General features: G+C 62.7%; 11 protein-coding genes. 6 read left to right on the top strand and 5 right to left on the bottom strand.

The features are described 5' to 3' along the window. Positions 1–128 precede the first annotated feature (128 nt). Both ABEI27_RS10425 and ABEI27_RS10420 read left to right on the top strand, forming a co-directional pair. Complete coding sequence (locus ABEI27_RS10425; protein ID WP_375799342.1) at positions 129–2,330, top strand: (Fe-S)-binding protein; 2,202 nt, start codon at positions 129–131, stop codon at positions 2,328–2,330. Between the two features lie 147 nt (positions 2,331–2,477). Beyond that, a complete protein-coding gene (locus ABEI27_RS10420) occupies positions 2,478–2,921 on the top strand; it encodes a universal stress protein (RefSeq protein ID WP_375799341.1) in 444 nt (147 codons plus the stop codon). 48 nt (positions 2,922–2,969) lie between these two features. Here the strand turns inward: ABEI27_RS10420 and ABEI27_RS10415 are convergent, their stop codons facing one another. Beyond that, positions 2,970–3,131 (bottom strand): hypothetical protein, encoded by a 162-nt coding sequence (locus ABEI27_RS10415; protein WP_375799340.1) that lies wholly within the window; start codon positions 3,129–3,131, stop codon positions 2,970–2,972. Positions 3,132–3,625: 494 nt separating this feature from the next. Here ABEI27_RS10415 and ABEI27_RS10410 point away from each other — a divergent pair, with 494 nt between their 5' ends. After that, positions 3,626–5,392 (top strand): BCCT family transporter, encoded by a 1,767-nt coding sequence (locus ABEI27_RS10410; protein WP_375799339.1) that lies wholly within the window; start codon positions 3,626–3,628, stop codon positions 5,390–5,392. A 245-nt stretch (positions 5,393–5,637) separates the two neighbouring features. Here the strand turns inward: ABEI27_RS10410 and ABEI27_RS10405 are convergent, their stop codons facing one another. Together ABEI27_RS10405 and ABEI27_RS10400 are read right to left on the bottom strand one after the other, a co-directional pair. After that, a complete protein-coding gene (locus tag ABEI27_RS10405; protein WP_375799338.1) occupies positions 5,638–5,856 on the bottom strand; it encodes a hypothetical protein in 219 nt (72 codons plus the stop codon). 59 nt (positions 5,857–5,915) lie between these two features. After that, positions 5,916–6,485, bottom strand: a complete 570-nt coding sequence (locus ABEI27_RS10400; protein ID WP_375799337.1) for a hypothetical protein — start codon at positions 6,483–6,485, stop codon at positions 5,916–5,918. Between the two features lie 94 nt (positions 6,486–6,579). Here ABEI27_RS10400 and ABEI27_RS10395 point away from each other — a divergent pair, with 94 nt between their 5' ends. Beyond that, positions 6,580–6,999: a hypothetical protein gene (locus ABEI27_RS10395; RefSeq protein ID WP_375799336.1), complete on the top strand. Its 420-nt coding sequence runs from the start codon at positions 6,580–6,582 to the stop codon at positions 6,997–6,999. A gap of 2 nt (positions 7,000–7,001) precedes the next feature. Here ABEI27_RS10395 and folP read toward each other — a convergent pair whose 3' ends face one another. Further along, positions 7,002–9,458 carry a dihydropteroate synthase gene (gene folP / locus ABEI27_RS10390; RefSeq protein ID WP_375799335.1) on the bottom strand — a complete coding sequence of 819 codons (2,457 nt, stop codon included), beginning with the start codon at positions 9,456–9,458 and terminating at the stop codon, positions 7,002–7,004. 369 nt (positions 9,459–9,827) lie between these two features. Between folP and ABEI27_RS10385 the strand changes: the two genes are divergently transcribed. Next, entirely contained in the window at positions 9,828–11,549 is a 1,722-nt protein-coding gene (locus tag ABEI27_RS10385; protein ID WP_375799334.1) for a formate--tetrahydrofolate ligase, read from the top strand. Between the two features lie 106 nt (positions 11,550–11,655). On the opposite strand, the gene ABEI27_RS10380 is transcribed toward ABEI27_RS10385, so the two are convergent. Next, positions 11,656–12,225 (bottom strand): hypothetical protein, encoded by a 570-nt coding sequence (locus tag ABEI27_RS10380; protein WP_375799333.1) that lies wholly within the window; start codon positions 12,223–12,225, stop codon positions 11,656–11,658. Positions 12,226–12,453: 228 nt separating this feature from the next. Between ABEI27_RS10380 and fdhF the strand changes: the two genes are divergently transcribed. Next, positions 12,454–14,589 (top strand): formate dehydrogenase subunit alpha, encoded by a 2,136-nt coding sequence (gene fdhF, locus ABEI27_RS10375; RefSeq protein ID WP_375799332.1) that lies wholly within the window; start codon positions 12,454–12,456, stop codon positions 14,587–14,589. Positions 14,590–14,618: the final 29 nt, after the last annotated feature.

Genomic DNA, 14,618 nt, shown 5'->3' with positions numbered 1-14,618 from the left:
TAATTTCTCCCTCCACCGACGAGGGCCGTGACGGCTTCCGAATCGGAAGTTCGTGTCGCCGTATCAGCGACGCGCTGCCACCTGGCTGCACCAAGTTTTAAGCCCAAATTGAAGAATTATCCACCGGTATGGTCGCAGAAGGAGCAACAACCAGACCGACGTTCTGGCAGATCGGGCACGTCGGCGAGCTCATATTCTACCTCCTCGCCGCGGTCGCGATCGCGATCTTTGCGTACGGACTGTACAGAAACATCGAGCGCTACACCACGGGGCAGGAAGACTGGTTCGACAGGCTGGACGACCTACCGACCCGCATCCTCGAGGCGACGCGGATCGTCCTCTCGAACCGGAAGTTGTTCGACCGCGACACCGCCGGCGGCGTGATGCACGCTCTGATTATGTGGGGTTTTCTCACCCTCCTGATCGGGACGACGATTCTGGCGATCGATATGGACGTCTATCAGCCAGTGACGGGGTTCGTCGGAACCGAGCAGTCGTTCTTCGTCGACGACTTCTACCTCTCGTACTCCTTCGTGATGGACGCGATGGGTCTGCTCTTCGTCGTCGGTGTCGGCGTGGCGCTATACCGGCGCTACGCCGTCCGTGAGGAGCGACTGTGGGGGAAGCACACGAGCCTCGAGGACGACTTCTTCATCTGGGCGCTGTTCCTGCTCGGCGTCGGCGGGTACGTCACCGAGGGCGTCCGCATTGTCGGCACGGGGTTCCCCGACTTCGAGACGGTCAGCTTCGTCGGGTGGTTTCTCGCGGAAGCGTTCGCCGCCGCCGGGATGAACGAGTCGCTCGCCGCCACGGTCTACCCGGCCATCTGGTGGTCGCACTCGCTGCTCGCGTTCGCCTTCATCGCCGCCATCCCGTACGGAAAGCCGTTCCATATGCTCTCGTCGTACATCAACATCGTCGCGCGAGACGAGAAGGCCGGCGCGCGCCTCCCGGGCATCCCAGCCAATCTCGACGCCGACACGGGGGCCGAGTCTATCGACGACTTCTCCTGGAAGGAGATGCTCGATCAAGACGCCTGTACCAAGTGCGGCCGCTGCTCGTCGGCCTGTCCCGCGAAGGCGTCGGGCCGCCCACTCGATCCCCGAGACGTGATCCTCGATCTCAAACAGTACCGTGAGAGCCTCGATTCCGGCGAGACCGAGGAGATCGACATCGTGACCGACGGCGGCGAGAGCGTGATCGCCGCCGAGACGATGGAGTCCTGTATGGCGTGTATGGCGTGTATGGATGCGTGTCCCGTGGACATCGAGCATCTCAAGTCCTTCACCCGGCTGAACCGACAGCTCACCGACACGGGGCAGGTCGATTCCAACGTGCAGGATACCTTCGACAACATCATGGGGATGGGCAACACCTTCGGCGACCCGCCGGACGCGCGGGCCGACTGGACCGACGAACTGGAGTTCGACGTCGCCGACGCACGCGAGGAGGACGTCGAGTACCTCTGGTACGTCGGCGACTACCCGAGTTACGACGAGCGGAACAAGAAGGTCGCCCGCTCGCTGGCGAAGATCCTCGAACACGCCGACATCGAGTACGGCATCCTCTTCGAGGATGAAAAGTACGACGGCAACGACATCCGCCGGCTGGGAGAGGAGTTCCTCTACGTTGACCTCGCGGGCCACCACGTCGAGCAGTTCGAGGCCGTCGACCCCGAGACGATCATCTGTACCGACCCGCACTCGTACAACACGTTCAAGAACGAGTATCCGGACGTGGATTACGCGGACTTCGCCGACGAACCGCTGATGCAGTTCGAGTTCGACGGCGAGTGGAACGCCGACGGAGAAACCGACGTGCTTCACTGGACACAGGCCATCGAGGAACTCGTCGATCGAGGCCGTCTCGACCTCCGCGGCGGCGAACTCGATTACACCGTCACCTACCACGACCCCTGTCACCTCGGCCGGTACAACGACGAGTACGAGGCGCCGCGGGAACTCATCCGCGCAACCGGCGCGACCCTCTCGGAGATGCCGCGTAACCGCGCGAACTCGTTCTGCTGTGGGGGCGGCGGCGGCGGACTCTGGATGGACATCGACGAGGAGACAAAGCCCAGCGAGGAGCGGATGCGGGAAGCGCTCGAGGACACGCCCGCCGGCAGCGACGTCGAGAAGTTCGTCGTGGCCTGTCCGATGTGTATGACGATGTACGAAGACGGAATGAAGACCGGCGGTTACGAGGACGACATCGAGATCGTCGACGTCGCCGAACTGCTCGTCGAGGCCATCGAAAGCGGTCCCGGAATCGAAGTCGGTGTCGGAACCGACGCCGATGCCGATGGACGGGCGACCGGTCAGGCCGACTGAGAGTCGTTCGGGCCGTCCGGTTTTCGCTCACGGCTCGGGTCGCCAGATTGGTGTGTGGCGCACGGATCGCTCGCTTCTCGACAACCCATCACGGCAGTTGTCGCGGAAAGTTATTTGATAACGCGTCGTGTCGGTTGGGTCGGAGCGATGTACGATCAGATACTAATACCGTACGACGGGAGCGACGAAGCGCGAAAGGGTGCAGAGCACGGAATCGAACTGGCGGCAGCCCTGGGATCGAGCGTGACCGCCCTCTACGTCATCGACCTGCCGGGAGCACCGCGGGCGCTCTCCATTCGCGACGATGAAGAAGATATTCGTGAGCAGTACCGCGATTACGGCGAGAGTGTGCTCGACGAGATCTGTGCCGTCGCCAGCGACAACGGTGTCGACTGCGAGACCGCCTTCCGGACCGGCACTCCCGCAGAGGAGATCACCGACTTCGCTGACGAGGAGGATATGGACGCAATCGTGATGGGGTCGGCCTACCGAGGCAGGATTGGGACGATACTTGGCGGGACGACCGACAGGGTCGTCAGAACCTCCCGCGTGCCGGTAGTGACGCAGCGAATGAAGATGGAAGACGTCTGAAGTTGGGTGCCGTGCGAGCGGACGTCGGGGCGCCGGAGACGCCCGGTGTCAGTCCGCCACCAGTTTGTTTTCTCGGTAGTAGATGACGATACTGGCACTGAGAAACATCACTCCAGCCAAAGCGTAGTCAGGCAGCGTCATCGCGTACAGCGCCGCGCCGAAGAGGGCGAGGACGACGACGATAGCCGCGTTCGCAAGCAGCGTTCTCATATAGAAAGCAGTCGGGCCACATAGGATAAACGTAGCGTTGGCTTCAACGCGGCGCAGTCGCCACCCGCGCGCCGAGCCGATCAGATCCACAAGTAGTAAATAACCTTTCAAGATCCCGAAGCCAGTCTTCGCACGCGTACGGTACCGAGAGGCGTTTATAGGCTCTAAAACGCCTGAAGGACAAATTAGAATGCTGTCGGTACCCCTCAGTCGCACGCACATTGCTCCTGCGATCTCTTCGGCTTGTGGGTTGATACTGCCTAACCTTTATTACAATAGAACAATTTCGGATCTATGAGGTTGTGTAGCACTCCGCTAACGGAGAGAATGACAACCACGTTGGTAGTGGGCATCCATCAAAGTCGTACCGTCCAGTAACCGAGACAGGCGCGGAACAGACCGAGTACCGATGACGATCCGATCCGGCGCTCGGTTCCACGACCGCACTATGATAACGAACGAAAAACAGCGTTCCAACACAGCGGGGGTATCGTATGTCAGATAGTGATCAAACCGGCGAGATGTCCGACGGACTTCAAGTCGAACTCTTCCATCCAGAGTCCGACCGCGAGCCCGGTGACACGAACATTCAGAAGTTTGGGTTCGACATCCATCCGGTTGTCTTCCCGGTCGCGCTCGCGGTCATCGCGCTCGTGATCGCGGTGACCATCTTCCTTGGTGACAGCGCTGCGGCCGCGTACTCGTGGCTGTTCAATTTCATCGGGGAGAACTTCGGTTGGTTCTACCTGCTTGCAGTCAACATCTTCATTATCGTGTTGCTGTACTTTGCATTCGGGAAGTTCGGCAACATCAAGATCGGCGGCGTCGAAGCAGAGAAGGAGTTCAGCGACTTCTCGTGGATGGCGATGCTGTTCAGTGCCGGAATGGGTATCGGCCTGATGTTCTTCAGCGTCCTCGAGCCCGTCTTCTACTTCCAGAGCGTTCCGGGCTTCTGGGGCGCTGAGGCCGGCAGTGGTGCCGCAGCGTCCGCCGCAATGGCACAGACGTTCTTCCACTGGGGCTTCCACCCCTGGGCCATATACGGCCTTGTCGGCCTCGGACTGGCCTTCTTCTCATTCAACCGTGGGCTACCGCTCACCTTCCGGTCGGTCTTCTGGCCGCTGCTCGGAGATCGGATCTACGGGTGGCCCGGCCACCTGATCGACCTCGTGACCGTCTTCGCGACGCTGTTCGGTCTGGCGACCTCGCTAGGGCTCGGTGTCGCGCAGGTGAACCGCGGAATGCAGTACGTCTTGACCGATATACTGGGCGTCTTTGGCAGCTTCCCCAACACCACGCTCACGCAGATCCTCTTGATTGGGGGCATTACCGGCATCGCGACCCTCTCGGTCGCTGCGGGTCTTGACGGCGGTGTCAAGCGTCTCAGTACCATCAACCTGTATCTGATGTTCACGCTGCTTGGCTTCCTGCTCATCGTCGGCCCGACCATCTTTATCCTGGGCGCGTGGGTGGAAGGCCTCGGCGCGTACTTCGGAAACATCCTCAGCCTCGGGTTCTTCCGCGGCGCGATGGGTGCCGGCGGCGGCACCGTCACTGCTTGGACCGTGTTCTACTGGGGTTGGTGGATCGCGTGGTCCCCCTTCGTTGGGATGTTCATCGCGCGTATCTCGAAGGGCCGGACGGTCCGCGAGTTCGTCCTCGGGGTCCTCTTCCTGCCCTCGATGTTCTCCACCATCTGGCTGTCGACCTTCGGCGGGAGCGCCCTGCACGGCGCAATCGGCGAGGGCACTAACGGCGTCATTCAAGCGTACCAGTCGCTCGGATACGGCGGCTTCGAGACGCTCGGGATGTTCGTGATGCTCCAGCAGTACCCGCTCGGCGCCATCACGGCGTCGCTTGCGACGCTGCTCGTCATCACGTTCTTCGTGACGTCTTCCGACTCGGGGTCGCTGGTCATCGATCACCTGACCTCGGGCGGTAAGCACGACATCCCGAAGGCGCAGCGGATCTTCTGGGCGCTCACTGAGGGCGGCGTCGCCGCCATCCTCCTGTGGGGTGGTGGCCTCAGCGCGCTGCAGACGGCAGCCATCACGACCGGGCTCCCATTCGCGGTGATCCTGTGCCTGATGTGTTACACCGTCTATCTCGGCCTCGACAACGAGTATCAGATTCTCGAGTCCGAGGAGTTCGCAGAGCGTATCCAGGATATGACTGCAGAAGGCGACGTCGACGTCGTCACTACTGGCGACGAAGCCGTCACGAATGTGGAAGGAGGTGACGACACGGTCAGCGGAGACTGAACGCGTCCGCGATCCGGTTCCCGCTACGGCCTGACGGTCGGTGGGGCCCGACACCTGTGTCGATTCGATCGAATACCTCGAACCAATTCGGCTGCGATTCTTCTTCTCTGGTTAGAGTACCGAAAACTGAGCGGTCGCTCAGTCCGTCTCTGCCACACACGTCGAGGAATCCCCTCACACTGTCAGAGGCCGAGATGGTCGCCGTCCCGGCAGCGACAGCCTTCACAGACACGCGTCTGTCAGTATCAGTAGTAGTCCCACTCGTCGTCGCTGTTACCAGAACTGACGCTGTCGTCGTCGTTCGTATCCTCTGGCCACTCGATACCCTCACCGCTGTACTGCTTGTAGGCTATCGTCCCGAGCGCGACGATCATCAGCGCCAGCACCAGCGTCCCCGCGATGCCGGCGACCTGTGCGACAGATTCGAACGGGCCGCCGAGTACCTGGAGTACGAAACTCGCCATAGCTTACGTAGCGCGGCGAACTGAAAGAGTCTTACTCCCGTTTTGTCGCTCTCGCGGACTCATCCACCAGTCTCTGCTTCGACGGTCCGTTCGCCGTGTACCCACCGCCGGGTCGACGCCCCGAGGCCCGCGGCGGCGCCCAAAAACCACAGCAGCAGCGCAGGCAACGTCGGAATGAACAGCCACGGGAGGGCGCTGAGGACCGCGCCCACCACTGCTCCGTGCCACGGCCGCCGCTCGCCCTCGATCTCCGTGAGGTACGTACCGACCACCAGATATCCGAGTCCGCCGAATCCCACGCCAACCAGTACGGTGAGCAGAGACCATCCCCGCGACAGCAGCGGACTGACGATCCCGGCCCGAGCCAACTGACTCATTGCGTAGCCGCCGACGAACGCGACGAACACGAACGGGAGCACTCCGTACAGGACCGCGAGCGGCGAGCCCTCGATTGCGCTGTCGACCGCTCGCCCGACGAATCCGTCGCGACCGACAAGTAATCCAATCCCGGTCAGCAACACGGTCAAGAACGAAAGCCCTGCATAGACCCGCCCGGACAGTCCGAAGATCAGCGACGGACCACCGATCTGGGCGGTGGCGGTGAAGGTCACGGCCGTAAGAGGTGTCATACCGTATCCTCGGGAGAACCAGGGGAAAATCTATCGACAACCGCCCTCACACTTCTGCCGGTCCATTTTTATCTAACAGAACCTATATGCCAGTATGGCAGGGCGGATTCAGGCGTTGATCCGGGTGACGAAGCACATCGGCGAACAGGTCGCCAAACCGCTCCGTCGGGGGGATGGACCGAACAAATTCCGTCTGTCGGCGATGGACACGGCGACGACGACGTACGATGGGGACGACGGGTGGGCAAAGCGACCACCAGCGATCCTCGAGTGTCCACGCTGTGGCGGCGACATTCCCCAGCACAACTCTCGTGACGACATCGACTGCCCACACTGCGTCGCCGAGTTCGATTATCAGGAGTTCCCTGACCTGGAACTAAAACACCTCACCTGCCCGGTGTGTCGGAACGAGATGACTCACGGACAGCGACATCCAGAATCGTTCGACATCGTCGAATGGGCGACGTGCAACGCCTGTCGGTACCACTGGGAGTTCAAACACTCCTACTCGTAACGTTACTCCGGATCCAGTTGACCCGTTGCAGCGTCGATTGCGGCGACGTTTTCGGCCACGTCGTGAACGCGAACGACGTCTGCTCCCCTGTCAGCCGCGAGCGCTGTTCCAGCGACGGTCGGGGCGAGTCGATCATCGTCCGCGTGATCGGCCGCTTTGTACATCGACTTCCGCGAGTGACCGATCAACACCGGACAGCCGAGGCCCCGGAGTTCGGTGAGTCGGTCGATCAGCGCGTGTGACTCCGTGGGCGATTTGCCGAACCCACACCCCGGATCGACGACGATCTGCTCGCCGTCGATCCCGGCCCGCTCGGCGCGAAGCACCTGTTCGCGGAGTTCGCCAACGACATCGTTGACGACGTCGTCGTAGATCGGATCTTGATCGGGATCGACGGGGACGGTGAGACTGTGCATCAGCACGAGCGAGGCGTCGTGTTCGGCGACGACGTACGGCATCGCCGGATCGCCGAGCCCCGAGACGTCGTTGATGATGTCGGCACCGGCCTCGAGCGCCGCGTCGGCGACGGCGGCCTTCCGCGTATCGACGGAGATCGGAACGCCCAGATCGGCGACCGCCTCTACGACCGGGACGACGCGGTCGATCTCCGTGTCGACGGGGACCGGTTCGGCTCCCGGACGGGTGCTCTCGCCGCCGACGTCGAGGATATCGGCCCCTTCATCGACGAGCGCCGCTGCCTGTTCGACGGCCGCCTCGAACGCCTCGTACTCGCCGCCATCGTGGAAACTGTCGGGCGTCACGTTGAGAATTCCCATCACCGCGGTCCTGTCCGCGGCGATGGCCTCCAGCCCCGACCCCTCCGGCGCACTGACGGGTGCCAGTCGGTCGCGGAGTTGGGCCGCTACGCGTCGGAGTCCGTGGCCCTCCCCGTCGAGCGTCGACGCCAACTCGCGGAACTGCGCACTCGTCCCCGCGAGCACCGTCGCGACCAGTTTCTCCGGGCTCCCCGCGCGCGAGCGGTGACACTCGCCGCCGATTTCGGCAAGTCGGTCGGCGACCACCGACGCCTGTCTTGGGCGGAGGAGCGTTCGGAAGAGTCGTCGATCGGCGTGCTCCCGGGACGTCGTGGACGCATTCCGGACCGTCCCTGTTGTCTCAGTCTCGGACTGGAAGTCGGCGTCGACGAACGCCGCGTCGGCGTGCGTTTCGGGCGTCTGTGAGACCGGGACGACCGTCCGCGCCCAGCGGTCGCGCGCCTCCGCAACCGTGTACAGCGAGCCAGTGATCAGAACGAAGTCCGATGGGTCGGCGGCGTCGATCGCTTTCTCGGTCGCCTCCGGGACCGACGGAGCGACCTCGACTGACTCCGTTTGTGCTTCGAGCGCCTCTGCGAGAGTCTCGGCGGACTCGGCACGACCGACCTTGGGCTGCGCAGCGTACGCGGTATCCACCTCGGGGAGCGAGTCCACCATCGCGTCGTAATCCTTGTCGGCCATCGCGCCGAAGACGAGATAGAGGTCCTCATAGTCGTAACGACCCAGCAGATCCGACAGTGTCGCAGTCGCGCCGGGGTTGTGCGACCCATCGAGAACCGTCATCGGGTCGGTGGACATCACCTCGAAGCGACCGGGCCAAGTGACAGCGCGCAGTCCCTCGGCGATTGTCGCCGCGTCGACGTCGGTCAGTTGGCGCGCAAGTGCGGCCGCGACACCGGCGTTCGTGGCCTGATGAGACCCCAAAAGCGGGAGTTTCGCCTCGACTGACCAGTCCGAGCCTTCGACCGTCACCGTGCTCTCGACCTTCGAGTGCATCCCCGTCTCGGTGGCCACGACGTCCGGGTCTGATTCGCTCGGACCGACGGAAACCGCGTCGGACACCCCCCGGATTGCCTCGAGCGCGTCGCCGGCCGCACCGGTGACGAGCGGTCGGTCCGCCGGGGCGACCTGTGCCTTGTCGGTCGCAATCTCCTCGACCGTCTCGCCCAGCAACTCGGTGTGTTCGAGGCTGACACTCGTGACGGCGCTGGCAACGGGGTCCACCGCGCTCGTGGCGTCGTATCGGCCCCCGATTCCGACTTCGAGAACCGCGACGTCGACGTCCATTTCGCTGAAATGCCGGAGCGCGACTGCGGTCAGTACCTCGAAGTGGGTCGGTTCGTCGTCGTCCGCTCGGAGGCGATCGATGCAGGGACCAATCTCTTCGGTGTACTCTGCAACGTTCGATTTCGGAACCTGGCGCCCGTCTACGCGGACCTGTTCGCGGAAATCGTTCAGCCCCGGCGAGGTGAAGAGCCCGACGCTCACGCCGGCGCGGCGGAGAACGCTATCGAGCATCCGGGCGGTGCTGCCTTTGCCGTTGGATCCGGCGATCTGCACGCAGTCCACGTCGAGATGCGGATCGTCGAAATGTGCAAGCATCCGAGCCGTCGTGTCGATGCCCAACTTCGGCCGGCGCTGCTGAAACGAGGTGAGGTAGTCGGCGGCCTCGCGATACTTCATACCACGTATCGGCACCGGTCGCCTGATTAAGCTATCGCAGCGCGAACACGCGCGGTCCCTGATCGTATCATATCTCGTATTATTCGACAGGGAGTCTTCATCCGGATATATCGGATGAAATCGGGACACAAAACGTAAGAAAGTACACACATAAGACGGTCGAATATATTCACGAAACGGGCCATTTGAGGCGCTTACGTGCGTATATCACTGTTTTCGGTGTAATTTGATTCCAGTAGTCATAAAGATGTAATCCGATCTTATCGGAGCACTCAAAAACCGGTTCCGGGGACGCTGAAACACGACATATCGGCGAACGGTTAGGTTTTTTTCGGTACGCTTACGTGGCCTCCCCGGGCATCGTGAGCTATGACGTCAGACGAAGACGGCGGCTTTCCGACAGATTACGAAATCGCACAGAACGCAGAGAAGGAACCAATCGTGGACGTCCTCGACTCGTGGGACGTCGCAGAGGACGATCTCGAACTCTATGGCGATTACAAAGCGAAACTCTCACACGATGCAGTCACCCGGTTCCGTGCCCAAGCGGACGAGAAAGCTGGCAACCTCGTACTCGTAACGGGGATGACGCCGACGCCGATGGGTGAGGGCAAGACCGTGACGACGGTCGGCCTCGGGCAGACCCTCAACCACGTCGGCGAGGACGCGATGATCGCGATCCGCGAACCGTCGCTCGGGCCGGTCTTCGGCGTGAAAGGCGGGGCAGCCGGTGGCGGTTACTCGCAGGTCCTTCCGATGGAGGACATCAACCTCCACTTCACAGGCGACCTCCACGCACTCACCTCCGCGCACAACCTCATCGCGGCGATGCTCGACGCGAAGATCTCTCAGAGCGACGAGTTCGACATCGACGTCAACGAAGTTACCTGGCCGCGTGCGATGGATATGAACGAGCGAGCGCTCCGGGACATCGTCGTCGGTCTCGGCGGCTCCTCCGGCGGGACGCCGCGCGAAGGACGGTTCCTCCTCACGGCAGCGTCCGAAATGATGGCCGTGCTCTGTCTCGCTGAGGACCTTGCGGACCTGAAAGAGCGCGTCGGCCGCATCATCCTCGCGTACACTGAGGACGGCGATCCGGTCACCGTCGACGACATTGACGCGACCGGTCCGGCCTCGATGCTGCTGAAGGACGCGATCCGGCCGAACCTCGTCCAGACAATCGAGGGCACGCCCGCTTTCGTCCACGGTGGCCCCTTCGCAAACATCGCCCACGGGACGAACTCCCTGATCGCCGACAAGGCGGCGTTCGGGATGGGCGATTATCTCGTCACCGAAGCTGGCTTCGGCTCCGATCTCGGCGCCGAGAAGTTTATGAACATCGTCTGCCGCCTCGGCGATATGACGCCGAACGCCGTCGTCCTGGTCTCGACGGTGCGTGCCCTGAAGTACCACGGAATGGGTATGTGGCCCGCCGATCTCGACGCGGTCAAGCAGGCCGGCGTCGAGGAACTGGAAGCCGGCTTCGCGAACCTCGACAAGCACGTTCGGAACCTCCAGAAGTTCGGTGTCCCGGTCGTCGTCGCGCTCAACCGCTTCCCTGACGACACCGACGAGGAAGTCCAGACGGTGCTCGATCACTGCCGCGATGACCTCGGCGTCGAAATCGCCGAATCGAACGTCTTCGCGGAGGGCAGCGAAGGCGGTGTCGACCTCGCGAACCACGTCGTCGACGCCGTCGAGGAGAACGACCCAGAGGACTTCCAGCACCTCTACGCCGACGACGCGCCGATCAAGGAGAAGATCCAGACGGTTGCGACCGAGATCTACGGCGCTGAAGACGTCAACTTCACCAGCGACGCTGAAGATGACATCGAACGGCTCGAAGACCTCGGCTTCGACGACGTGCCGGTCTGTCTCTCGAAGACGTTCCACTCGCTCAGCGACGACCCCTCGAAGAAGGGCGCGCCCGACGGCTGGGAACTGGAAGTCCGCGAACTGTACCCCTCGGCGGGTGCGGGCTTCATCGTCGCGCTGACGGGTGACGTGCTCGATATGCCCGGTCTCCCGGCCGAACCTGCGGCCGCCGGGATGGACATCGACGCGGACGGCAACATCAGCGGCCTGTTCTGAGGCCGCCGCCGTCGCTGCTCTCTTCGGTTCCTTTTCTCTCGTTTCCGTTGCCTTCAGACAGAGTTCTTACCGCGTTTTCGGCACCCTCACGCCGTCTTCTCGACGGCTACGCAGAGGGGTCGTTCTCAGCAAGGACCCACAGCGCCCGGTAGAGGTCCCACAGTGAGCACTCACACCGCTCTGCGACCGCCCGATAGGTTTCGAGATACCGCTCGTAGTCCTCGACAGTCGGCGGATCGGGGTAGTCGTCGTCGACTTCGCCGAGCGCGGAGAGGACGCCCCACTGGCGGCTGTCGATCACGACGTACTGGTCGGGGTGGATGAACTGGCAGAACGCCGACCCGATCGCCACGTCGACGCCGGCGAGGTCCGTGAGGTGTGCCAGCATCTCCGCGGCGTCCTCGGCGTCGACGGCGGCGGAGATGGCGTCGTGGACGTCCTCGTAGTCGTTGTCGTCGTAGGCGTCTTCGAGCGTCCGGCGGTCGCTTTTCGGAAACCCGCCGATAAACCGGCGGCCGTACCACTGGACGACCCACTCGGCGTCGCGCCACCCGTAGTCGCCCCTCTCGAACATCTTCGGGAGGAGCTCGCGGTGTTCGTCTTCCACCATCGAGAACGGCTGTACCTCGGGATAGGTTCGGGTGTGTTCGGTGACGACGTCGGCAGTGAGGTTCATACTCGGGGTACTCACGCCGGCTGCCTGAACGTTTCCCATCGGCGGTATGTCCGCGTGGGGCCGCCCACCCTCTGACTCTTTGGCGAGACGACTCGACTGTCAGTTACGCTGACACGTTCGGGGACAACAAGTGGGAACCTGTGCGCTCGCGGCGTGTGAGAGGGACTGACCGGCTGTTTCGGTCCGGCATGACAACATTCATACTTCGCCACCATTATCCAATCAATAATGTCTACTGAATCAGACGGCGAATCCGACGGGCCGACAAAGACGATCTGCCCGTACTGCGGTGTGGGTTGCGGGATCCAGATCGCACAGGACGACGAGGGCGAGGTCTCGTTCCGTCCGTGGGGCGATGCGCCGGTCAACGACGGTAGCATCTGCATCAAGGGCGGCGCGGCGACGCAATCGGTCAACCACGAGGACCGCTTGACAGACCCCCTGGTCCGCGACGACGACGGTGAACTCCGGAAGGCGACGTGGGACGAGGCCTACGATATGATCGTCGAGAATATGGAGCGCATCCGCGAGGACCACTCCGCGCAGGGAGTGGGCTTCTACGGGTGTTCGAAGGCGATGAACGAGGAGAATTACCTCATCCAGAAACTGGCCCGACGCTACGGCACCAACAGCGTCGATACCTGTACCCGGATGTGCCACTCCTCGACGGTGTACGCCCTCAAGAACAGTCTCGGCGAGGGTGCGATGACAAACAGTATGGCCGACCTCGAAGAGGCGGCGGACGTGTTCTGGATCCAGGGCGCAAACCCCGGCGAGCAGCATCCCATCGCCAACAGTCAGTACTTCCGGCAGGCGGTACTCGAAGGAGCGACCGTCATCCAGGTCGACCCGCACGCGAACAAGACGACGCGGTCGTTCGAGATCACCGAGACCGACCGCCATATGCACCTCCAACCCGAACCCGGGACCGACATCCCCCTGCTCAACGTCGTCCTCAAGACGATCCTCGAGAACGACTGGGTCGACGAGGAGTTCGTCGCCGAGCGCACGGAGGGGTTCGAGCATCTCAAGGAGACGCTTGAGGACTTCGACAAGGAAGCGGCGGCCGAGGAAGCCGGCGTCCCGCTCGAGGACATCGAACTCGCCGCCGAGAAGTACGCGATGGCGAACAACGCGGCCATCTTCACCGGGATGGGGATGAGCCAGCACACCTGCGGTGTCGACAACGTCCAGAACGAGATCAACCTCGCGCTGGTCACGGGTAACCTGGGCCGACCGGGGACGGGCGTCAACCCCCTGCGCGGCCAGAACAACGTACAGGGCGCGTCGGACGTCGGTGCGATGCCGAACGTCCTCCCGGGGTACCGTGACGTCTCCGATCCCGAGGTTCGTGCAGACGTCGAGGAGGTCTGGGACTTCGAGATCCCATCCGAACCCGGCCTGACGAACGTCGAGGTCTCCCACGAGATCGGCGACACGATCCACGGACTCTACATTATGGGTGAAAACCCCGTGATGAGCGAACCCGACACCAATCGGGTCGAGGAGCGGCTTGAAGAACTCGACTTTATGGTGGTACAGGACATCTACAAGACCGAGACCGCCGAGTACGCCGACGTGATCCTTCCCGCAACCTCGTGGGCGGAACGCGACGGGACGGTGGTCAACACGGACCGCCGGACCCAGCGGATGCGCGGCGTCGACAAGGTCCACCCGAACACCAAAGACGACCTCGAGATCCTCTGTGACGTCGGCAACCGCCTGTTCGGTGACGGCTCCTTCGACTTCGACGGGCCCGAGGAAGTCTTCGAGGAACTCCGGCAGGTAGCCCCCATCTTTTACGGTATGACCTACGATCGCATCGGCGAGGAGGGGATCCACTGGCCCTGCTACGAACCCGGCGACGAGGGCGACGCGTACCTCTACAGCGACGGCTTCACTACCGAGAGCGGTCTCGGCCAGATCGAAGGCGTTAGACACCAGCCGCCCAAAGAGACCCCCGACGAGGAGTACCCGCTCATCCTCACGACGGGCCGCATCATCGAACACTACAACACGGGGACGATGAGCCGACGCTCCGAGACGCTCAACCACGTCGAACCGGAGAACTTCGTCGACGTCCACCCGAACGACGCCGACCGCTACGGCATCGAGGACGGCGAGTACGTGACGCTCAAATCCCGGCGCGGCGAGATCGAGGTCGAGGCGCGGGTCACCGAGGACACGAAGGAGGGTACTGTCTGGACGACGCCGCACTTCGCCGACGCTGCGGGCAACCGCCTCACCAACGACGTCCTCGACGAACGCGCGAAGATACCCGAGTACAAGGCTGCAGCCGTGGAAATCGAGGTCAGCGTCACGACCGACGACACCGACGCCGCCGACGCGCCCGCGGACGACTGATCCGGACCGGCTCTCGCACGGTCGCCTCC

Source organism: Halobellus sp. (genome assembly GCF_042218505.1).
Lineage (GTDB): Archaea > Halobacteriota > Halobacteria > Halobacteriales > Haloferacaceae > Haloquadratum.
Note: the sequence above shows the minus strand (reverse complement) of the source record. Positions and strands in the feature narration are given on the sequence as shown.

Bases quoted from the DNA above. Each gene is read 5' to 3' on its own strand.
- ABEI27_RS10425 (WP_375799342.1), top strand. From the start codon at position 129: ATGGTCGCAGAAGGAGCAACAACCAGACCGACGTTCTGGCAGATCGGG.
- ABEI27_RS10420 (WP_375799341.1), top strand. From the start codon at position 2,478: ATGTACGATCAGATACTAATACCGTACGACGGGAGCGACGAAGCGCGA.
- ABEI27_RS10415 (WP_375799340.1), bottom strand. From the start codon at position 3,131: ATGAGAACGCTGCTTGCGAACGCGGCTATCGTCGTCGTCCTCGCCCTC.
- ABEI27_RS10410 (WP_375799339.1), top strand. From the start codon at position 3,626: ATGTCAGATAGTGATCAAACCGGCGAGATGTCCGACGGACTTCAAGTC.
- ABEI27_RS10405 (WP_375799338.1), bottom strand. From the start codon at position 5,856: ATGGCGAGTTTCGTACTCCAGGTACTCGGCGGCCCGTTCGAATCTGTC.
- ABEI27_RS10400 (WP_375799337.1), bottom strand. From the start codon at position 6,485: ATGACACCTCTTACGGCCGTGACCTTCACCGCCACCGCCCAGATCGGT.
- ABEI27_RS10395 (WP_375799336.1), top strand. From the start codon at position 6,580: ATGGCAGGGCGGATTCAGGCGTTGATCCGGGTGACGAAGCACATCGGC.
- folP (WP_375799335.1), bottom strand. From the start codon at position 9,458: ATGAAGTATCGCGAGGCCGCCGACTACCTCACCTCGTTTCAGCAGCGC.
- ABEI27_RS10385 (WP_375799334.1), top strand. From the start codon at position 9,828: ATGACGTCAGACGAAGACGGCGGCTTTCCGACAGATTACGAAATCGCA.
- ABEI27_RS10380 (WP_375799333.1), bottom strand. From the start codon at position 12,225: ATGAACCTCACTGCCGACGTCGTCACCGAACACACCCGAACCTATCCC.
- fdhF (WP_375799332.1), top strand. From the start codon at position 12,454: ATGTCTACTGAATCAGACGGCGAATCCGACGGGCCGACAAAGACGATC.